The organism is Bacillus sp. FSL K6-1003 (assembly GCF_037964945.1).
In the GTDB taxonomy this organism is placed as follows: Bacteria; Bacillota; Bacilli; order Bacillales; family Bacillaceae; genus Bacillus; species Bacillus mojavensis.
This window is the reverse complement of the sequence record NZ_CP150176.1, coordinates 177,501-198,254: the sequence shown is the minus strand read 5'-3', so window position 1 is coordinate 198,254 and position 20,754 is coordinate 177,501. Positions and strand designations below refer to the sequence as shown.

Here is a 20,754-nt window from a genome sequence, read left to right as displayed (position 1 = left end):
GCTCCTTTTTTATTCTGATGAAGATTGTGAACCTGTATTTGATTCATCTTCATTCTGATCCTGATTTTGATCTTGGTTTTCGTCTTGTTTTTGATCATCACTGTTTTTATCGCTGTTCGTTGTATCTTCTCGCTGATTATTCTCTTTGTCATTCGTCTTGTCATCAGTGTCATCCTGGTTCCCTGACGTCGTATTGCTGTTATCTTTTGTTGTCGTATTCGTTTTTTTCGACGTAAGCTTGATTTTTGCGTTTTTCTGTCCCAAGGACCAGGTTACATTTTGAGGCCCGTTTACTTCAAGCTTCACACTGTGCTCTCCGTCATCTAAATCAGATACATTCACATATAATTCTATGTCTGATTTCTGCAGTTTTTTTATGTTGCCGGGAGAGCCTTTGGCCGTCACGTCTATCGTTTGTGACTTTGGATCCAGAAATTCTATATTCTGTGAGCTGCTCAGCCCTACAGTCTTAATAGGGACATTCTCAAATGTGTGATCCGCTTCGCTATCTACTTCTATATGCAACGTCACCTTTGACGGCGAGATTTTTTTGACGCCGTCAGGAAGCGGAATATCAGCCTCGATATCGGTATCCTTTTTGATTTTGCTTAAATCTAAGCTGACGCCGTCTATAAATTCAAGAGAATCCAAGACATCCTGCGAGCCGTAAACCGTCACCTCACTGGGGCTTGATTCGATATTCGCTATGCTGACCCCGTCAGGAAGGCTTCCTGTCCGCTCGATTTTAAAGGGCACTTTTTTACTCGGACTTGTCACCGGAACGGTAATTTTGATGACCGAGGGCTCCACATCGACAGGAAGCGCGTTCCCGTCTTTATCATAGACAGTCACTTTCGCTTCCTTTTCAATCGTTTCATCTGCATTTTCCAGGTTTACCGAAGCTTTCACAAGAGAAATATTATCAATCACGGCTTTAGAACCGGTAATCTGTACATTTTTAGGACTGACAATCGGCTGCTCCGGAGAATAGCCTTTTTTCATCTTGCTTTTGTTGTAGTACTCCACTTCAACAGGAAAGCTTTCTGACGTGCGTTCTTGAATGGTGACGGTCGTTACGGATGGGTTAATGGATATCGTCAGCCCATCCGACACGTTTTTGGCCTTAAGCTCGACCTTATGTGTGCCGGTTTTCAGCTTCTCCATATCCGCGTATATTTCAAAATTCTTTGTCTGTCTCGCCTTCTTCACGGCGCTTGTCGAGCCTTTTATCGTGACATTCACCGTTTGCGGAACGCCCGTTACGACATAATTTTCATCATCGTAATACGCTTTAACCGGTATATCAGTCAGTGTTGCTTCATCAGTTGTAGATGTCGGAAAAAATGATTCACCGGGTTTTTTCGGAGTTGGTGCTTGGTTGCTATTAACCGCTACATAAAGCAAGAGCGCGAAAAGCAGCGCAATGACTTTCACAGCCCAGCGGTTGTTTAAGAATTTATCCATTTTTCTTGCCCCTCCAATACCAGCGGTTAGAAGAAGTCTCTCTGGTGTTCTTCTTAAACTCTGCTTCAAGCATTTCTTTCAGCGCTTCTTCCGTCAGCTCTCTGTGAAGGTCGCCATTCCTCGCCACACTGACGCCACCGGTCTCTTCAGACACGATAATCGTCAAACTGTCTGTAACTTCACTGATTCCGACAGCAGCCCTGTGCCGCGTTCCCAGTTCTTTTGAAATGAACGGGCTTTCAGAAAGCGGCAGATAACAGGCGGCAGCGGCAATTTCATTATTTTTCATAATGACCGCTCCGTCATGAAGCGGTGTATTCGGGATAAAAATATTGATTAAGAGCTCAGAGCTGACCTTTGCATTTAAAGGAATGCCCGTTTCAATATAATCCCCCATACCCGTATCCCGCTCAATGGTTAAAAGGGCGCCGATCCGGCGTTTCGCCATATAATTGATGGCTTTCGTTATAGCCTCAATTGTTTTCTGCTGCGCTTCCTCAACAGGCGTGCCGCTCCTCGAGAAGAAACGGCCCCGTCCAAGCTGTTCAAGCGCTCTTCTCAGCTCAGGCTGAAAGATAATAATAATTGCTAAAAATCCCCATGTTATCGCTTGGTCCATCAGCCACTGAAGCGTGCCGAGGCCCAAATATTGACTGGCCATACGGACAAGCACGATTACAACGATTCCTTTTAAGAGCTGAACCGCCTTCGTGCCGCGTATCACCATAATCAGTTTATATATCACATACCAAACAAGGAGAATATCAACGGCATTGCCGAGGTACTGCAAAAAAGGGATATCCTCAAAAGCCATTTCCTCGTCCTCCAAGAATTCAGTCATTTCGTATTTTGAAGTTTCATGTGTTACGCATATGTACTTTACATAGCGAGCCCATTATACCACATTTCGTTTTGGCAAGTGAAATATGCCAGCCGTTTGAGAACCTTAAAAAAGAGTAAAGCGCACCACACGCTTTACTCTTCTCCGTTCGGGTCTAATGCATTGAATACACTTTTCCCCGCAGACTTCATTTTATACCATGTCCAGTCGAATAATTGATTAATCTCCTCTATTTGACCGGTGACTTGTCCAGCAGAGGCCATATACTTTTCTCCGTTTACAACGGTTACATCCCCATCTATTTTCCCTTTAATAATTAGCTTGCCGTTTTTGACGGTGACATCACCTTTGATCGTCTCACCTTCAGGCACGATCACAGTGTTGTTGTGCACGACCAGATTCGGCTGCTTCGACACGCTGAAGTTATGGTCATTGTGCCAGCTGTTTAACAACCCTCCGCCCATCAAAATGATGAATACCGCAGCAGCCGCGATAACCGGATGGGATCTGAACCATCTTTTCACAGAAGCTCTTTTCTTCTCCTTAGGCAATTTCGCCATGACGTTAGCGGTAAAATCGGCGGGGGCTTCGACATGCGATGTGCTCCGGACGAGCGCGATGGATTTTTCCATCTCATAAAAATGCTTTCTGCATTCCTCGCATGCCTCCAGGTGTTCTTTTAATACATGTTCATCTTTCGGAAGGATATCTCCATCAAGATGCATATGCATAAGCTGCACAATTTGTTCAGGACAGCTCATTTCATCACCCCACTTAAAGATCCCTTAATTGTTTTCTAAGAGCCTCTCTGCCTCTGTGAATCCGTGTTTTTACCGTTCCCACAGGAATGTTCAGAATCTCGCCGATTTCAATTAATGAGAGTTCATCAATATACTTCAACACGATGACAGTTCTATATTTGTCAGGAAGCTTTAAAATTTTCTGCTGAATCGTGTGTGAAAGCTCCAGCGATACGACTGCATCTTCAGGCAAAACTCCATCTGCGGCGATTTGGGAATACATCGTCAAGCCTTCTGTACCCGCCACTTCTGCATCGAGGTAATAATCCGGCTTCTTTTTGCGAATGCGGTCAATGGTCAAGTTGGTCGCAATTCGATAAAGCCAAGTTGAAAATTTCCGGTTGATATCAAAACTGTCGATATTGACATACGCTCTGATGAAAGCCTCTTGTGCGATATCTTCCGCCTCATGCACATTGCCAAGCATACGGTAGCAAAGCTGATAAATTTTATCCTTGTAAATATCTACGATGTCCGCAAATGCATTTTGATCGCCTTTTTTGACTTGCTTAATTCTCTTTTTAATCATCATTTCCATATTTATCTAACCTCTGCCTTCACCGGTCTGTATGTATACGAGCTTCGTTTCTAAAGGTTTCAATTTTTTTATAAAATAAGTTTAACAAATTTTTGGCAGGGTGTAGATGGCAATTCGTGAATAAACTACCTTAACATATTTTTAAAATTATTACACAGACTGAACAGTTAGAAGTTGGAAGGATTTTTCAAAAAGAAAAAAGACACCTTTTGGTCAAAGGTGTCTGTGACTGGGCTAGCTGGATTCGAACCAACGCATGACGGAGTCAAAGTCCGTTGCCTTACCGCTTGGCTATAGCCCAATAATGGTGGAGGGGGGCAGATTCGAACTGCCGAACCCTGAGGGAGCGGATTTACAGTCCGCCGCGTTTAGCCACTTCGCTACCCCTCCATATTTTTAGGAAAAACAGTGCCGGCAAGAGGACTTGAACCCCCAACCTACTGATTACAAGTCAGTTGCTCTACCAATTGAGCTACACCGGCAAGATGGTGGAGGATGACGGGCTCGAACCGCCGACCCTCTGCTTGTAAGGCAGATGCTCTCCCAGCTGAGCTAATCCTCCAAATGGTGACCCGTACGGGATTCGAACCCGTGTTACCGCCGTGAAAGGGCGGTGTCTTAACCGCTTGACCAACGGGCCGTTTGTGTTCTCGTCGAGCTGACAAAAGTTATTATATACAGGTTCCCCCCCTTTTGTAAAGAGGAAATTTAAATTTTTTATTTTCAAACTTTTTAACCCCTTTTTTAACTGAAAAAGCCTCCCAACATTTATCATTTATCTTAAGATAGATATAGATCGAATCAAGAGAGGAGAAACCAATATGATACTAGTCAGCTCTTGCCTCGGGGGCATTGAATGCAGATACAACGGTTCGCATGCCGCATCAGAGAAAATTCGAAAACTGATTGAAGAAAAACAAGCAGTGATGGCTTGCCCTGAACTTCTCGGCGGCTTCTCCACTCCCCGGGAACCAGCAGAAATCATCGGAGGCACTGGTGAGGATGTTCTTAATGGATGCGCGAAAATCATAACGTCTTCAGGAGAAGATGTAACAGATTTATATATGAAGGGCGCGGCCCAAACATTGGCCTATGCAAAAAAAATTAACGCCTCTGCCGTCATATTGAAAGAAAACAGCCCATCATGCGGTAGCAATTTCATCTATAATGGCTCATTTTCAGGCAAAAAAATCGCTGGAAATGGAGTAACCGCCGCTCTATTAAAACAAGCGGGGTACCGTGTAATTTCTGAAAACCAGCTAGACGATATATTGTAAGGAGGCTCATCATGACGCAAGATATCTCTTTATCCTTCTATAAGCCTGAGCATTTACCTGAGCTTTACGCATTTACTTTACACAATGATGACAAACGCTTTACCGCTCTCCCTAAAGAGGTGCTGACTCAGGCCCTAAGCATACAGGAGCGCTATCCTGTTGTCATCTTAAAAGGTGATCTGCCAATAGGCTTTTTCATTCTACATACGTCAAAAGGAATCATTGCTCCCTATTCCAACAATCCATTTGCTTTATTGCTCAGTTCCTTATCATTAAACTCCGCTCACCACGGACAAGGCTATGCGAAAAAAGCCATGCTCCAGCTACCCTCCTTTGTTAACGGGTATTTCCCATGGTGCGATGAAATCATTTTAGCCGTCAATCACCTGAACACCCGTGCAAAGCAGCTTTATATGAAAACTGGATTTCTTGATAAAGGACGCCGAAAAATCGGGCCGCTCGGCGAACAGCTGATACTTCATTATTTTTTATAACCCCTTTTGAAATAAAGTTTCAAAAATTAAAAATGATAGTTGAAATATCATAACAGAAATGAATATACTGAATATTGAGATATATTTATTTTTTATACAGGGGGCATCCTCATGTCAGAACAATTGAATCTTCACAGCCTTACAACGGAATCACGCAATAGCCAAACAATGGAAATACACAAAGCAAATACCCTCGATATCTTAAAAATGATTAACAATGAAGATATCAAAGTCGCTGCCGCCGTTCAGCATGTCCTCCCCGATATCGAAGCAGCGGTCGAATGCGCGTATGAATCCTTTCAAAATGGCGGACGGCTCATTTACGCAGGTGCAGGCACTAGCGGCCGACTCGGTGTGATGGACGCAGTTGAATGTCCTCCGACCTACAGCGTCAGTCCTGATCAGGTAATCGGATTAATGGCTGGCGGTCCCAACGCATTTTTGCAGGCGGCTGAGGGGATTGAAGATCATGAAGAAGCAGGGGCCGAGGATTTACGATCCATCCATCTCACCTCAGCCGATACAGTGATTGCGATTGCAGCAAGCGGCCGTACGCCTTATGCAGCGGGTGCGCTGAAATACGCCCGCAAAATCGGAGCAAACACCATCTCCCTTACCTGTAACAGACACTCCACCATCAGCAAACACGCTGATCACAGCATTGAGGTCGTGGTCGGACCAGAAGTCATTACAGGCTCGACACGTATGAAAGCCGCAACCGCTCATAAAATGATTCTAAACATGATATCGACCGCTGTAATGGTCAAAATCGGCAAGGTCTACGAAAACTTGATGGTGGATGTCAATGTCAGCAACAAAAAATTAAAAGAACGCGCCATCAGCATCATCCAAAGCCTCACAGACGTTTCTTATGAGAAAGCGCAATACACACTTGAACAGGCGAATCTTCATGTCAAAACAGCAATCGTTATGCTCAAAACCAGCACAGATCAAGACAAAGCGAAGACATTGCTTGATGAAGCGAACGGTTTTATAGACAAAGCAATTGAAAACTACTATTCATGATAAGGAGAGACAGTAATGGCGACAGGCGGTTTAGCTATTATTCAATCGATGAAACACAAGCTGCCACAATCAGAGCGTAAACTTGCAGACTACATATTAGCCCATCCCCACAAAGCGATAGAAAGCACAGTCAGCGAAATCAGCGCCTTAGCTAATTCAAGTGACGCTGCCGTCATCAGGCTCTGCAAGTCACTGGGACTAAAAGGATTTCAGGATTTAAAAATGAGGGTAGCGGGTGATCTGGCAAAACCTGCTGTTCAAGGCTACCGGGACATCGCCCCTCATGAATCACTGCCTTCCATCTCTGAAAAAGCAGCCGGCAATGCCATTCAAGCAATTCAAGACACCTCAGATCTCGTGGATTATCAAGAGCTTGAGCGCGCTGTTTCTCTGCTGCTTCAAGCGAACACTGTACATTTCATCGGCCTTGGCGCCTCGGGCATTGTCGCCAAGGACGCCCAGCAAAAATGGCTTCGAATTCATAAACAGGCGACTGCTTTCACGGACACTCATCTCGTGGCATCTTTAATCGCAAATGCAGATAAAAAAGACATTGTATTTGCCATTTCGTTTTCAGGTGAAACACAGGAAATCATCGAGCTGCTTTCGATGGCAAAGAAAAAAGGCGTCACAATCATCAGCCTCACACAATATAGTCAAACTTCCGTCTCCGTATTAGCCGACGTTTCATTATATACAGCCCATTCCAACGAGGCCCTGATTCGAAGCGCAGCGACTTCCTCTCGTCTCGCCCAGCTCTTTATGATTGATGTTTTGTTTTTAAGCATGGCGGCCGAGCAGTATGAAGAAACGGTCAGCTACATTGATAAAACGAGAGAAGCAATCAAATCTATGAGAAAGACATAAGGCATCTTGAAAGGGAGGGGTTTGTATGAGCAAAGAAAAACAATACAATATTCTGGCGGAAAAAATCCTTGAGCTATGCGGGGGGAAATCCAATATTTCTTCCTATACGCATTGCATGACCCGCTTGCGCATTACGCCTTACGATGTCAGCAAAACGGATAGTAAGGCGTTAAGAGAGCTTGATGGCGTCCTTGGAGTCGTCGAAGCTGAAACCCTGCAGATTATCCTCGGCACTGGTGTCGTTAATCATGTCACCGCCGCTTTTTCGAAGCTGGTATCATCAGAAGAAGATTTCAATCTAAAAGAGGCCGCGTCCAAAAAGAAAACCGAGATCAATCGCAAGAACGCCACCCCGTTTAAGCTTTTTTTACGAAAAATAGCCAGCATCTTCATACCTCTCATTCCCGCACTCGTCGCTTCAGGTTTAATTACCGGGATTACCAAAGCGGTAACCCAAGCCGGCTGGCTCTCTGCAGAATCACAAACAGCAATTGTATTGACAGTCATCGGATCAGGCCTGTTCACTTATCTCGGTATTCTCGTCGGCATTAACGCGTCAAAAGAATTTGGCGGAACGCCCGCTCTCGGCGCTCTGGCAGGGATTCTGATCATTAACCCGGAAATCGCAAAGATCAGTTTATTCGGAGAACAGCTTCTTCCCGGCAGGGGAGGCCTCATAGGCGTTCTATTCGCAGCTATATTCATTGCTTACACCGAACAATTCGTCCGCCGCTTTATTCCTCAATCACTCGATATTATCGTAACGCCAACAGTTTCACTTTTGATCACTGGAATATTGACGTATGTCGTTTTCATGCCTTTAGGCGGTTTCATTTCAGATGTCATCACATCCGGTCTTCTGTCCATCTTAGACATCGGCGGAATCGCTGCAGGCTTTATTCTGGGCGCGACCTTCCTGCCTCTCGTTGTAACGGGGCTACATCAAGGCCTGACGCCGGTGCACATGGAACTCATCAATTCCATCGGTGATGACCCGCTTCTCCCTATCCTTGCCATGGGAGGCGCGGGACAAGTGGGCGCAGCCTTCGCCATCTTCGTTAAAACAAAGAAAAAAACGCTGAGAAAAGCGATAACAGGAGGTCTTCCTTCAGGACTGCTCGGCATCGGTGAACCGCTTATATTCGGTGTAACGCTGCCGCTTGGCCGTCCGTTTTTGACAGCATGTTTAGGGGCGGGGATCGGCGGAGCTTTTCAAGCTTATTTTCAGGTAGCCACAATTGCACTCGGCGTCTCCGGATTGCCGCTCTCCTTTCTGGTTCTGCCTTCACAAATCATCTTATATATCATTGGTCTCTTTATTTCCTATGCGGCAGGCTTTTTATTGACCTACGCTTTCGGATATAAAGATGAAATGGCTGCCCAGTTCGATTAAATGATGACAATTTAGGAATAGTAACGGCATAGAAACACGGAAAGGAGCAAGCTTGTGAGAACGAAGACATTAGCATTACTCAGCGCTATTTTAACCGTGTCCATTCTGACGCCGAACGAAGCCTTCGCACACACCGCCCTTCATCAAGCAGACAACCAGGTTAAGCCGAAAACAATAAATCCAGAAACTGCACAGTTTTCGTCGAAGAAACTAAGGAAGGTTGATCAGATGATTGAACGGGACATTGCAGCAGGATTCCCCGGCGCCGTTCTAGTCGTCGTGAAGGACGGCCGTATGATCAAAAAAGAAGCGTACGGCTACAGTAAAAAATACGACGGGGCTGAACTCTTGCGCCGTCCGGCAAAAATGAAAACCCGCACGATGTTTGACTTGGCATCAAATACAAAAATGTATGCGACCAATTTTGCTTTACAGCGCTTAGTCAGCCAAGGCAAACTCGACGTTTATAAAAAGGTATCCGCTTATTTACCTGATTTCAAGGATCAGCCTACAGATCGCATCAAAGGAAAAGATAACATTCGTGTCATTGATGTCCTGCAGCACCAATCTGGGCTGCCATCCAGTTTCTACTTTTATAACCCGGAAAAAGCCGGCATGTATTATTCGCAAGAGCGGGAGAAAACCATTGAATACTTGATGAAAATCCCGCTGGATTATGAAACAGGAACAAAACACATATACAGTGACATTGGATACATGCTTCTCGGCTGTATTGTCGAAAAACTCACCGGCAAACCGCTTGATGTCTATACGGAACAAGAGCTCTACAAACCGCTGGGGCTGAAGCATACGTTGTACAATCCGCTGCAAAAAGGCTTTACAGCAAAACAGTTTGCAGCCACTGAACGTATGGGCAATACACGAGACGGTGTTATCCATTTTCCTCATATCCGCACAGACACGCTGCAAGGAGAAGTACATGACGAAAAAGCATTCTATTCGATGGAAGGCGTTTCAGGCCACGCCGGACTGTTTTCAAACGCTGATGATATGGCGATTCTGCTTCAAGTCATGTTAAACAAAGGAACGTACCGAAACGTTTCATTATTCAATCAGAAAACAGCTGACCTATTTACGGCGCCATCAGCAACAGATCCGACATTCGGCCTTGGATGGCGGCGAAACGGCAGTAAAAGCATGGAATGGATGTTTGGCCCTTATGCAAGCGAAAATGCGTACGGACATACTGGCTGGACAGGAACGGTTACCATCATTGATCCGGCATACAATTTAGGCATTGCTTTGTTAACAAATAAAAAGCATTCACCAGTCGCTGATCCAGCGGAAAATCCTAACGTGTTTGAGGGTGATCAATTTTCAACAGGCAGGTACGGAAGCGTCATCACCGCGATTTATGAAGCAATGAAATAATTGACGATAGGAGGAAGTTGTTATGAAACCTGTCATTTCGCTGATCCTTTCCACCGTCCTTTTTCTTTCATGTGTTCTCGGCGTCAATCAGACAGCTAAAGCGAAACCCCGCGGCTCAGCTGACGCCAAACAGATCGTTGATCATATGACGTTAGATGAAAAACTTGGCCAGATGCTGATGCCGGATTTCAGAAACTGGCAAAAGGAAGGTGAGACTTCTCCGAAAGCCTTCACAGAAATGAATGAGGAAGTCGCTGGCCTCATCAAGAAATATCAATTCGGCGGCGTCATACTATTTGCAGAAAATGTAGAAACAACTGAGCAAACGGTACGGCTGACAGACGCATATCAAAAGGCCGGCCCTAAGATTCCGCTCTTACTCAGCATTGATCAAGAAGGCGGGATCGTGACGAGATTAGGGGAGGGCACTCATTTCCCAGGCAATATGGCGCTTGGCGCAACAAGAAGCAGAATCAATGCATATCAGACCGGCAGCATGATTGGAAAAGAGCTTTCTGTCTTAGGCATCAATACAGATTTCAGCCCAGTCTTAGATATTAATAATAACCCTGATAATCCTGTGATCGGTGTAAGATCATTCAGTTCTGATCGTGAACTGACAGCACGACTCGGTCTATATTCTATGAAAGGTTTGCAACGGCAACATATCGCCTCTGCTCTTAAGCATTTCCCGGGACATGGCGACACTGACGTTGACAGCCATTATGGACTGCCGCTCGTTTCTCATAGCCAGGAACGGCTTCGTGAGGTTGAACTCTATCCTTTTCAAAAAGCGATTGATGCAGGAGCAGACATGGTGATGACAGCTCATGTTCAATTTCCAGCCTTTGACGATACCACATATAAAAGCAAGCTTGACGAATCAGATATTATGGTTCCCGCTACACTTTCAAAGAAAGTAATGACCGGGCTGCTTCGGGAGGAAATGGGGTTTGGCGGTGTAATCGTCACTGATGCTCTCAATATGAAAGCCATAGCAGATCATTTCGGCCAGGAAGAGGCGGTCGTCATGGCCATAAAGGCCGGTGTTGATATTGCGTTAATGCCTGCCTCAGTTACATCTCTGAAAAATGAACATAAATTTGCAAGCATAATTGGCTCCTTAAAAGAAGCTGTCGAGAAAGGGGACATTCCCTTACAGCAAATCAACAAATCGGTGGAAAGAATCATTTCCCTGAAAATAAAACGCGGTATTTACCCCGCTCAGAATGACAGCAGTATAGATAAAAAGGTGAAGAAAGCGCTCAAAACAGTGGGAAGCAAACACCATACGAAGACAGAGCAAAAAATTGCTGAAAAGGCAGTGACAGTATTAAAAAATGATCAGCATACCTTGCCGTTCAAACCCAAAAAAGGCAGCCGAATCTTAATTGCCGTACCTTACGAGGAACAATCAGCATCCATTGAAAAAACCATTCACGATTTAATGCAGCGAAAAAAAATCAAATCTGTTTCTCTTACCAAAATCAACTTTGCAGAAAAGGTATTTAATGCTGAGTATGAAAAACAAGTAAAAGAAGCTGATTATATCATTACAGGCTCTTACGTTGTAAAAAATGACCCTGTCGTCAACGACGGTGTCATCGACGACACGGTAACAGATTCAAGCAAATGGGCCACCGCTTTTCCGAGAGCTGTCATGAATGCCGCACTGCAGCACAAAAAGCAATTTGTCTTAATGAGTCTGCGGAATCCATATGATGCCGCCAATTTCGAAGAAGCCAGAGCCTTGATTGCCGTCTATGGTTTTAAAGGATATGCAAACGGCCGTTATCTTCAGCCGAATATTCCGGCCGGGGTTAAAGCGATCTTCGGACAATCAAAGCCAAAGGGCACGCTGCCAGTCGACATTCCTTCCGTCACAAAACCAGGAGACATCCTTTATCCATATGGCTATGGAGTAAACATCAAAACGGGAAAACCGCTTTAATAAGGAGGAACATATGAAAAAAACGGTATTGGTTCTTCTCGCAGGGCTTATGATGTTCGGAACAATGACGGCTGCCACTGCTACACCTGAATCGGCAAAACAAACAGCAAAAAAACCTAAAGTCCAGACCGGCATTGATATCCTCTTGTCCCAACACAAAAAGCAGCTAAAGGGAAAAAGAGTCGGCCTGATCACCAACCCAACAGGTGTGAGTGCATCCCTTAAAAGCAGCGTAGATATTCTTTACGAAGACCCCGATATTCAGCTGACAGCTTTATTCGGGCCTGAGCACGGCGTTCGCGGCGACGCTCAAGCAGGAGACGAAGTAGGCTCTTACATTGACGAAAAAACCGGGGTTCCCGTATACAGTCTTTACGGAAAAACGAAAAAACCCACTCCTGATATGCTGAAACATGTCGATGTTCTTATATTTGACATCCAGGACGTCGGGACTCGTTACTATACGTACATTTATACAATGGCCTATGCAATGGAAGCCGCAAAAGAAAACGGAATTCCTTTTATCGTGCTGGACCGCCCGAATCCCCAAGGCGGAAAAAAGGTTGAAGGACCGGTGCTGGAGCCCGAGTACGCATCCTTTGTCGGACTCTATCCCATTCCATTAAAGCACGGGATGACCATTGGAGAATTGGCTTTACTATTCAACAAGGAATTTAATATTGGTGCTGATGTGTCAGTCGTGAAAATGAAGCACTGGAAACGCTCTATGGACTTTGATGAAACCAGACTGCCATTCGTTCTCCCGTCGCCTAACATGCCAACCGCAGAGAGCACATTTGTGTACCCTGCAACAGGGTTAATTGAAGGAACAAATGTATCTGAAGGGCGGGGAACGACTAAACCATTCGAGTTGATCGGAGCTCCCTTTATCAAAAGCACTGAGCTTGCAGAAAAAATGAACAGTCTTGGTCTGCCTGGCGTTACATTTAGAGCTGCCTCCTTTACTCCGACGTTCTCTAAACATCAAGGAACACTTTGCCACGGCGTACAGCTCTTTATTACGGACAGAGAGAAATTTGAAGCTGTTAAAACAGGACTGTCGCTTATTAAAATGATACATGACCTCTATCCTGATGAGTTTAAGTTCCTAGCGTCTGGCTCATTTGATAAATTGGCTGGCAACGGCTGGGTTCGAACGAAAATCGTGAACGGTGCTTCAATTGATGAAATCATTGACACCTATCAAAAACAGCTGAAGCAATTCAATAAAACAAGAAAACAATATCTCATTTATTAAGACGTAAGAAGGGTATGTTACACGTGTAACATTCTCTTACCCAACAAAAGCTTGATCATTTTCCCTTGCCCGCTCTTGCGGCAAGGGTTTTTATATACAAAAACAACACGCTTTATATAGGAAAACTTTCATTTATTTGGTACAATCTTATTGAAAATGATTATCAATTAAGCGAGCGTTTCTGAAAAGGTGGTCTTCTCCTTGCAAAACTCAATAATGATTTATCATCCTGTACAAATTGAATATATGAAGAAAACGAGTGATCTCTTCTCAGAACAGCAATTGGTTGACTCATTCGTGCTGATCTTTCATTTAAAAGGAGATGGACATATTTCTATCGGAACGAGAACCGCGCCTCTCCAAAAAAAGACACTGTATGTTTGTCCGCCTCATGAGACATTCGGTATTACACCAGCAGAAGACAGAAATATAGATGTTTGTCTGATCAGGCTTCACTGCTATACAGCGGAAACCCAGCAAGATCTCTTAAAACCATGCACTGAAACTGATTTATCCACTCTAAACCTTGTGAATGTTTCACATATTGAAAACCTTTCAGCCCGGCTTCAAGAACTTGCTGAAATATGGACAGACTCATCACAGCTTTCTCAATTGAAATGTGTGATCGAGGTTCAGAGCCTGATTTATGACCTATTCACAGCCAATGTCTCTGATCAAAGCGATACACAGACAGCGCTCGAAAAAACAAAACAATACATCGAAACTCATGCCGATAGAAAAATTACACTAGGCCAGCTCTCACAAATGGCGGGAATCAGCCCCAAGCATTACAGCGAAACCTTTAAAAAGTGGACAGGTCAGAGCGTAACAGAATTTATCACAAAAACGCGAATCACTCGAGCGAAGCGACTCATGGCAAGATCCAACTGTAAACTGAAGGAAATCGCCCATCAAACCGGCTATCAAGATGAATTTTATTTCAGCAGAATCTTTAAAAAACACACAGGCTGTTCTCCAACAAGCTATATGAAAAAACGCCGGAAAAAAATAGCCGCCTATGGAAAGGGAACAATGGGGCAGCTCATTCCTCTCCATCATATACCGTTTGCAGCCGCACTCCATCCAAAATGGACGGCTTACTATTATCAGCATTACTCAGCAGATATTCCAGTTCAGCTCAACGCATACCGGTTTAATGAAAAATGGGAGGAAAACCTGCATACCTTGTCCCAAGCTAAACCCGATATCATTTTCAGCATGGATTCTGTCTCTTCAGAAGAACAAAAGCGCCTGAACAGCATTGCAGAAGTATGTTACCTTCCTTCAGAAGAAAACTGGAGAGCTCACTTTCTGCAAACCGCCTCGTTTTTAAATGAAGAATCGGAAGCTGAAAAGTGGCTCGCAGCCTATGACAAGCAGACCGCTGCCGCTAAAAAGACATTGCTGCACACTCAAGAGTTTCGCTTTCTCTTTCTTCGTCTGCACAAGCAGAGCTTTTATATGGCACATAATCGCAGCGTCCGCGAAGTCTTCTTTGAAGATTTAGGGTTCCAATCGGCTGAATCGGCTGACACGCCTTCAGAACAAGCGATTTCATTAGAAGACATCACAAATTGCCAAGCTGACTGTATCATGCTCTTTCTTTTTAAAGAGCCAGAAACCATTGCCTATTATCAGCAATTACAACAGTCAGAAATATGGCAAAACCTAAGCGCAGTACGGAACGGACGTGTGTATCAGCTCTCTTCAGACCCATGGAATGAATACTCGGCTTGCGGGCACGAGCGGATTGTTCAGCAAACCATATCTATGCTATCCGGCGATAGTCCATGATAAATATGGAATTTGTCCATGGTGTTATGTCTGTTCATTCTCTATAATTCCAATTGATAATAGTTATCAATTGAACAGGAGGCACTATAGATGAAAAAGCTATCTCTTACCTTATTAATCTTGCTTCTCGCCCTGACGGCGGCAGCTTGCGGCAGCAAGGAAGAATCCTCTGCCAGCAAAGCGAGCGGCACAAAGTCCGAGAAAAAGAAAATCGAGTATTTGGATAAAACGTACGAAGTAAACGTACCGACAGATAAGATTGCCATTACGGGTAGCGTTGAATCCATGGAAGACGCTAAACTGCTTGACGTCCATCCGCAGGGTGCAATCTCATTTTCAGGAAAATTCCCTGAAATGTTTAAGGACATCACTGATAAAGCAACACCGACAGGGGAAAAAATGGAACCAAACATTGAAAAAATTCTTGAGATGCAGCCAGATGTGATCTTGGCATCTACAAAGTTCCCTGAGAAAACCCTGCAAAAAATAAGCACGGCCGGCACGACCATTCCGGTTTCTCACATCTCATCAAACTGGAAGGAAAACATGATGCTGCTTGCCCAGCTGACCGGAAAAGAGAAAAAAGCCAAAAAAATCATTGCCGACTATGAACAAGATCTAAAAGAAACAAAAACGAAAATCGATAAACAAGCAAAAAATTCAAAAGCGCTTGTCATCAGAATCAGACAAGGAAATATTTACATTTATCCTGAACAAGTGTACTTCAACTCAACTCTTTATGGCGACTTAGGCCTTAAAGCGCCGAATGAAGTCAAAGCCGCAAAAGCGCAAGAGCTGATTTCATTAGAAAAACTCAGTGAAATGAACCCTGACCACATTTTCGTCCAATTTTCTGATAATGAAAATGCGGATCAACCTGATGCATTAAAAGATTTAGAGAAAAATCCAATCTGGAAAAGCCTCACAGCAGTCAAAGAAGATCATGTGTACGTCAATTCAGTTGATCCTCTCGCACAAGGCGGTACGGCTTGGAGCAAAGTCCGCTTCCTGAAAGCGGCATCTGAAAAATTAACACAAGACTAAATTAGAGTAGGTTTTTGTATGTATTCAAAACAGTGGACACGTATCATTTTGATTACTTCTCCATTTGCTATTGCATTATCATTGCTGCTTTCCGTCCTCTATGGCGCAAAGCAGCTTAATGCTGATATGGTCTTTGCATCACTTTTTCATTTTGATCCGGGAAACACAGACCATCAAATCATATGGCACTCCCGGATTCCAAGGGCTGCCGGCGCTCTGCTCATTGGGGCAGCCCTTGCTGTATCTGGAGCGCTCATGCAAGGCATCACACGCAATTATTTGGCATCGCCCTCAATTATGGGTGTTTCAGATGGTTCCGCCTTTATCATCACGCTTTGTATGGTTCTGCTTCCGCAATCATCTTCGCTTGAAATGATCATTTACTCTTTTATCGGCTCCGCATTTGGAGCTGCATTGGTATTCGGTCTGGCAACAATGCTGCCTAACGGGTTTACGCCTGTACAGCTAGCCATCATTGGCACTGTCACAAGCATGCTGCTAAATAGTTTAGCAGCTGCCATATCGATCTATTTTCAGATTTCACAGGATTTGAGTTTCTGGTACAGCGCCAGACTTCATCAAATGAGCCCCGAATTTCTGAAGCTTGCCGTTCCATTTTTTCTTGCTGGTATCGTCATAGCTGTCTCTCTCAGCAAAAAGGTGACCGCTGTTTCACTAGGCGACGATATTTCTAAGAGTTTGGGCCAAAAGAAAAAAACGATCAAAATCATGGCAATGCTCTCTGTCATCATTTTAACCGGAAGTGCCGTAGCGCTTGCCGGAAAAATTGCGTTTGTCGGTTTAGTCGTTCCGCATATCACGAGATTTCTCGTCGGCTCGGATTATAACAGACTGATTCCTTGTTCCTGCATTTTGGGCGGAATCTTTTTAACGCTGTGCGATCTCGCCAGCAGATTTATCAATTACCCATTTGAAACACCGATTGAGGTTGTGACTTCTATTATCGGCGTTCCTTTCTTCCTTTATTTGATCAAACGAAAAGGAGGAGAGCAAAATGGCTAAAAAATATGCAGTGTTAATCATATTGATTCTCCTTGTCAGCTATTTCAGCATGACCAGCGGATCATTTTCTGTTCGTCCGACAGAGCTGCTCTCCACTCTCTTTCAGATCAATCCCAATCCGCAGTATGAAGTTTTGCTGTTTGACTTAAGACTTCCGCGGATTGTCATGGCAGCCATTATCGGACTCGGACTTGGCATAGCAGGAGCTGTCATTCAGGCCATCACACGAAACGGCCTTGCAGACCCGGGAATATTGGGAATCAATGCCGGAGCAGGGGCAGGCATTGTGGCGTTTATGCTGTTGTTCCAAGGCCAGAAGGAAGTAACCTCAATCGTCGCGGCGATGGGAATGCCGTTTTTCGGCCTGATCGGCGGACTGGCTGCTGCAGTCATGATTTACATATTCGCTTGGAACAGAGGCAATTTAGATTCAGGCAGAATTATTCTGGTAGGAATCGCGATTAATTCAGGCTTCAGCGCCTTGTCTTTGTTTTTATCCTTAAAAATGGACCCGCAAGATTATGAAATGGCCATGGTATGGAAAAACGGAAGCATCTGGTCGGCAAACTGGACATATATCACAGCTGTTCTTCCGTGGATGCTGCTGTTTATTCCTATTCTTTTGGCCAAGTCTCGTTTGCTTGATACCATCCGCTTTGACGAAGACACGGTCAGAAGCCTTGGCATATCATCAAATAAAGAAAAAACCATTCTGCTCGTCGCCTGTGTCGCCATCATCAGCGCCTGTGTCTCTGTGGCGGGAAGCATGGCATTTGTCGGCTTAATCGCGCCCCATATTTCCCGGAGATTGGCCGGTATCGAACACCGCTATATTTTGCCTTTGAGCGGCTTGATCGGCATGCTGCTTGTATTGAGCGCGGATTTTGCCGGGAAACTGTTTTTCCAGCCCGCAGAAGTGCCAGCCGGCATTATTTTGGCGATACTCGGTGTTCCGTATTTCTTATACCTGCTTTTCAAACAAAAAAAGGGGGAGAACGTTTGAACGGATCTTTATCAGAGCATAAGGCGGGCGACAGGATGTTCAAGCTGTATCTTCCCCCTTCCTACAGTACGGACAGCAGGGCATTTCCTTCTGTTTACGTACAGGATGGCGGTTCTTTGTTTCAAGATCAACTAGAACTGATAGAAGGCAGGTTCCATCAAAACAGGGTGCCTGAGCTCGTGCTGATCGGTATAGAGCCTAAAAATCGAATTGACGAGTACACTCCTTGGCCCGCCGCATCACTCAGTGATCAGTTTCCAGACTTCGGCGGTAAGGGGTCTGACTATCTATCTGAAATAACAAACCGGCTCATTCCGTTTGTGGAAGAAAATTGGAATGTCTCCAGAAGAGCACAATCCAGAGGTATAATCGGCGCCTCATTAGGCGGCCTCATCTCGATGTTCGCCTTTCTGAGACATCCATCATTATTTGGAAATATAGGATCTCTTTCAAGTTCATACTGGTACGAGAACGCAGCAGAAACCATAGATACTGCCGCTGTAAGGCCCGGTTCAACGCGTATTTATATGTCTGTCGGCAGTGAAGAAGGCGCTGGAAAACAATCGATTCAGCAGACGATGCTGCAAAAAACAAAATATGTATACGAGAGCCTAAAAGAAAAAGGGTTCACTCAAGATCAGCTGTGTCTCGTCATTGAGAAAGGGGCGGTGCACCACCGCAAGTATTTCTGTAAACAATTTATCAATGCCCTTGAATGGCTATACGGAAAAAACCGCTCTATCATATGAGCGGTTTTTTTCATGCCTTCTGCAAGACGGGTTTTAATTCGAATCGGTTCAGCATATAGCCGAACAAAGCAGCCAGGATTTGCTGAAACAGCATGCCAATCACAACCGGAACGGCTACCTGGGACGGAAAGAAAGTGACGGCAAGAACAGCGCCGGCACTGATATTCCTCATGCCACCCGTAAAAATAAGAGAGACAATTTCCTCCTGCCGCCTTTTCATCATTTTTCCGATAAGCCACGCGGCAGCATACCCGGTTAACGCGATACAAAAAACAGTAACAGCAATCCCTAAAAATCTTAAATCAATCGCTTTGAAATAAGGAGCTATCACAGAGCTGTTAATCGCAATCACGGCCATCAGGCACAGCTTTGAAAAGGGTGATAGCGTACTGCTCAATGCTGCGGTTCTTTCTGGAGATGACATCTGATTAAACAGCATGCCCAGGAATGAAGGAATCACCACCATCACAACCAGACCCTTCATCATTCCCCAGACATCCATGTGAACCTGGGCACCGGCCAGTACAGAAAGACTCAGCGGAACGATTAACGGCGACAGCACGGTATCAATCAATATGATAGAAAGCGTCAAACCGACATTCCCTTTGTACATAGCAGCCCAAATCAAGCTCGTAATCCCTGTAGGAATGACAACAGCTAATGTCAAACCGGTGATCGTTAATGGATCGCCTTGAAATATGAGATGTCCGCTGCCCCAGGCGAAAAGCGGCATAAAAATATGAAGAACAAATAATGCAAGAATCATAGGAAGAGGGTGCGCCAAGGCGTGTCTCAAAGATTGAAAGTTCGCACTCAAGCTGCCCGCAAACGTAATAAACGCAAATATCCAAGGCACCGCGCTTTCATATCCATTTAAAAACTGAGACAGCAGGACGCCAAGCACAACACTAGTCGGTGTCAAAAGCGGCATGACTTTCCCCAATACACGGTTCAGCTTCTGAAGCATCATATACAAGTCCCCTATTAAAAATTTCTTTCTCTCTATTATATCAATGCAGTTCAACCATATGTTATATAAAAAAGCCCAGATCTCATCAATCTGGACTTTCACACTTTTATGCCATCTGTTTCATAAGGGCTTTACTTGCATTGTTCAGCCCTTTTAACTCAGCTTCAATTCCTTGCTCTTTAAACTTTGCGACAATTTTATCAAGCGCAGCCGCTCCTGAATCATCCCATACGTGAGCATCGGTCAAGTCAATGACAACTCGTTCGATATCCTCATCAAAGATAAACGCATTTGTAAGATCAGTCACTGACGCAAAAAAGATCTGTCCCTTGACTTGATACGTTCTCAGCTTTTGATCCTCTGCATGAGAAACGATTTTCAGCTTCGAGATTTTGGCTACAAAGAAAACGGCACTTAACAGAACACCGACGAATACGCCTTTCGATAAGTCATCCGTCACGACAACCGTAATCACCGTCACAACCATTACAATTGAATCTGTGATCGGCGCTTTTTTCAAGCCTTTTAAAGAAGACCAATCAAATGTGCCGACAGACACCATAACCATAACAGCCACTAACGCAGCCATCGGAATTTTTACAACAACCTGACTCAAAACGGCAATTAAAAACATAAGAAAAGCACCGGCAATAAAGGCTGATAACCGCCCGCGACCGCCCGCTTTTGTATTAATAACAGATTGTCCGATCATAGCGCAGCCCGCCATACCGCCAAAAAATCCAGTGACGATATTTGCGATTCCCTGTCCGCGGCTCTCTTTATTTTTATCACTGTCTGTATCCGTCATTTCATCAATAATCTGTGCAGTCAGCAAAGACTCAAGCAAACCGACAAACGCCAAAGCAATGG

At 44.6% G+C, this 20,754-nt stretch carries 19 protein-coding genes and 5 tRNA genes (1 of these 24 cut by a window edge); 13 read left to right on the top strand and 11 right to left on the bottom strand.

Annotated elements, in window-relative coordinates:
* Positions 1-9 precede the first annotated feature (9 nt).
* From NSU16_RS01135 to NSU16_RS01095, 9 genes are all read right to left on the bottom strand, one after another.
* Positions 10-1,464 (bottom strand): YbbR-like domain-containing protein, encoded by a 1,455-nt coding sequence (locus NSU16_RS01135; RefSeq protein WP_339179363.1) that lies wholly within the window; start codon positions 1,462-1,464, stop codon positions 10-12.
* Positions 1,457-2,278 carry a diadenylate cyclase CdaA gene (cdaA, locus tag NSU16_RS01130; RefSeq protein ID WP_010332815.1) on the bottom strand — a complete coding sequence of 274 codons (822 nt, stop codon included), beginning with the start codon at positions 2,276-2,278 and terminating at the stop codon, positions 1,457-1,459. The genes NSU16_RS01135 and cdaA overlap by 8 nt, the downstream gene beginning before the upstream one ends.
* 161 nt (positions 2,279-2,439) lie before the next feature.
* A complete protein-coding gene (gene rsiW / locus NSU16_RS01125; protein ID WP_339191871.1) occupies positions 2,440-3,066 on the bottom strand; it encodes an anti-sigma-W factor RsiW in 627 nt (208 codons plus the stop codon).
* Positions 3,067-3,079: 13 nt separating this feature from the next.
* Positions 3,080-3,643: an RNA polymerase sigma factor SigW gene (sigW, locus tag NSU16_RS01120; protein WP_010332813.1), complete on the bottom strand. Its 564-nt coding sequence runs from the start codon at positions 3,641-3,643 to the stop codon at positions 3,080-3,082.
* 229 nt (positions 3,644-3,872) lie between these two features.
* Positions 3,873-3,944 (bottom strand) — tRNA-Gln (locus NSU16_RS01115).
* 4 nt (positions 3,945-3,948) lie between these two features.
* A tRNA-Tyr gene (locus tag NSU16_RS01110) sits at positions 3,949-4,033 on the bottom strand.
* A gap of 19 nt (positions 4,034-4,052) precedes the next feature.
* Positions 4,053-4,125, bottom strand: a tRNA-Thr gene (locus NSU16_RS01105).
* 4 nt (positions 4,126-4,129) lie between these two features.
* Positions 4,130-4,205, bottom strand: a tRNA-Val gene (locus tag NSU16_RS01100).
* Positions 4,206-4,208: 3 nt separating this feature from the next.
* A tRNA-Glu gene (locus tag NSU16_RS01095) sits at positions 4,209-4,283 on the bottom strand.
* A 181-nt stretch (positions 4,284-4,464) separates the two neighbouring features.
* Here NSU16_RS01095 and NSU16_RS01090 point away from each other — a divergent pair.
* From NSU16_RS01090 to NSU16_RS01030, 13 genes are all read left to right on the top strand, one after another.
* Positions 4,465-4,920, top strand: a complete 456-nt coding sequence (locus NSU16_RS01090; RefSeq protein WP_168746801.1) for a DUF523 domain-containing protein — start codon at positions 4,465-4,467, stop codon at positions 4,918-4,920.
* Positions 4,921-4,931: 11 nt separating this feature from the next.
* Positions 4,932-5,414 (top strand): GNAT family N-acetyltransferase, encoded by a 483-nt coding sequence (locus NSU16_RS01085; RefSeq protein ID WP_339191870.1) that lies wholly within the window; start codon positions 4,932-4,934, stop codon positions 5,412-5,414.
* A gap of 111 nt (positions 5,415-5,525) precedes the next feature.
* Positions 5,526-6,440: an N-acetylmuramic acid 6-phosphate etherase gene (murQ, locus tag NSU16_RS01080; RefSeq protein WP_326219999.1), complete on the top strand. Its 915-nt coding sequence runs from the start codon at positions 5,526-5,528 to the stop codon at positions 6,438-6,440.
* Positions 6,441-6,455: 15 nt separating this feature from the next.
* On the top strand, positions 6,456-7,307 hold the full coding sequence (locus NSU16_RS01075) for a MurR/RpiR family transcriptional regulator (RefSeq protein WP_168746798.1): 852 nt from the start codon (positions 6,456-6,458) through the stop codon (positions 7,305-7,307).
* A 25-nt stretch (positions 7,308-7,332) separates the two neighbouring features.
* Complete coding sequence (locus NSU16_RS01070; RefSeq protein WP_229149521.1) at positions 7,333-8,700, top strand: PTS transporter subunit EIIC; 1,368 nt, start codon at positions 7,333-7,335, stop codon at positions 8,698-8,700.
* Positions 8,701-8,754: 54 nt separating this feature from the next.
* Positions 8,755-10,092, top strand: a complete 1,338-nt coding sequence (gene pbp4b, locus NSU16_RS01065) for a penicillin binding protein PBP4B (RefSeq protein WP_010332806.1) — start codon at positions 8,755-8,757, stop codon at positions 10,090-10,092.
* A gap of 22 nt (positions 10,093-10,114) precedes the next feature.
* Complete coding sequence (locus tag NSU16_RS01060; RefSeq protein WP_339191869.1) at positions 10,115-12,043, top strand: glycoside hydrolase family 3 N-terminal domain-containing protein; 1,929 nt, start codon at positions 10,115-10,117, stop codon at positions 12,041-12,043.
* Positions 12,044-12,056: 13 nt separating this feature from the next.
* Entirely contained in the window at positions 12,057-13,301 is a 1,245-nt protein-coding gene (locus NSU16_RS01055) for an exo-beta-N-acetylmuramidase NamZ domain-containing protein (protein ID WP_010332804.1), read from the top strand.
* 201 nt (positions 13,302-13,502) lie between these two features.
* The gene (locus tag NSU16_RS01050) at positions 13,503-15,095 is read left to right on the top strand and encodes an AraC family transcriptional regulator (protein WP_339191868.1); all 1,593 of its coding nucleotides are present in this window, start codon (positions 13,503-13,505) and stop codon (positions 15,093-15,095) included.
* A 90-nt stretch (positions 15,096-15,185) separates the two neighbouring features.
* Complete coding sequence (gene feuA, locus NSU16_RS01045; protein ID WP_339191867.1) at positions 15,186-16,139, top strand: iron ABC transporter substrate-binding protein FeuA; 954 nt, start codon at positions 15,186-15,188, stop codon at positions 16,137-16,139.
* 18 nt (positions 16,140-16,157) lie between these two features.
* Positions 16,158-17,162, top strand: coding sequence for an iron ABC transporter permease (locus NSU16_RS01040; RefSeq protein ID WP_168746792.1), 1,005 nt, complete (start codon positions 16,158-16,160; stop codon positions 17,160-17,162).
* Positions 17,155-18,165, top strand: a complete 1,011-nt coding sequence (gene feuC / locus NSU16_RS01035; protein WP_168746791.1) for an iron ABC transporter permease FeuC — start codon at positions 17,155-17,157, stop codon at positions 18,163-18,165. The genes NSU16_RS01040 and feuC overlap by 8 nt, the downstream gene beginning before the upstream one ends.
* Positions 18,162-18,914, top strand: a complete 753-nt coding sequence (locus NSU16_RS01030) for an alpha/beta hydrolase-fold protein (protein ID WP_339191866.1) — start codon at positions 18,162-18,164, stop codon at positions 18,912-18,914. The genes feuC and NSU16_RS01030 overlap by 4 nt, the downstream gene beginning before the upstream one ends.
* 10 nt (positions 18,915-18,924) lie before the next feature.
* Here the strand turns inward: NSU16_RS01030 and NSU16_RS01025 are convergent, their stop codons facing one another.
* Together NSU16_RS01025 and NSU16_RS01020 are read right to left on the bottom strand one after the other, a co-directional pair.
* Entirely contained in the window at positions 18,925-19,845 is a 921-nt protein-coding gene (locus NSU16_RS01025; RefSeq protein ID WP_268444521.1) for a bile acid:sodium symporter family protein, read from the bottom strand.
* A 145-nt stretch (positions 19,846-19,990) separates the two neighbouring features.
* Positions 19,991-20,754, bottom strand: the 3' portion of a protein-coding gene (locus NSU16_RS01020) for a SulP family inorganic anion transporter (RefSeq protein ID WP_339191865.1). The gene runs 670 nt beyond the window's last position; 764 of the gene's 1,434 nt are visible here — the last part of the coding sequence; its start codon lies beyond the right edge, outside the window; the stop codon is at positions 19,991-19,993.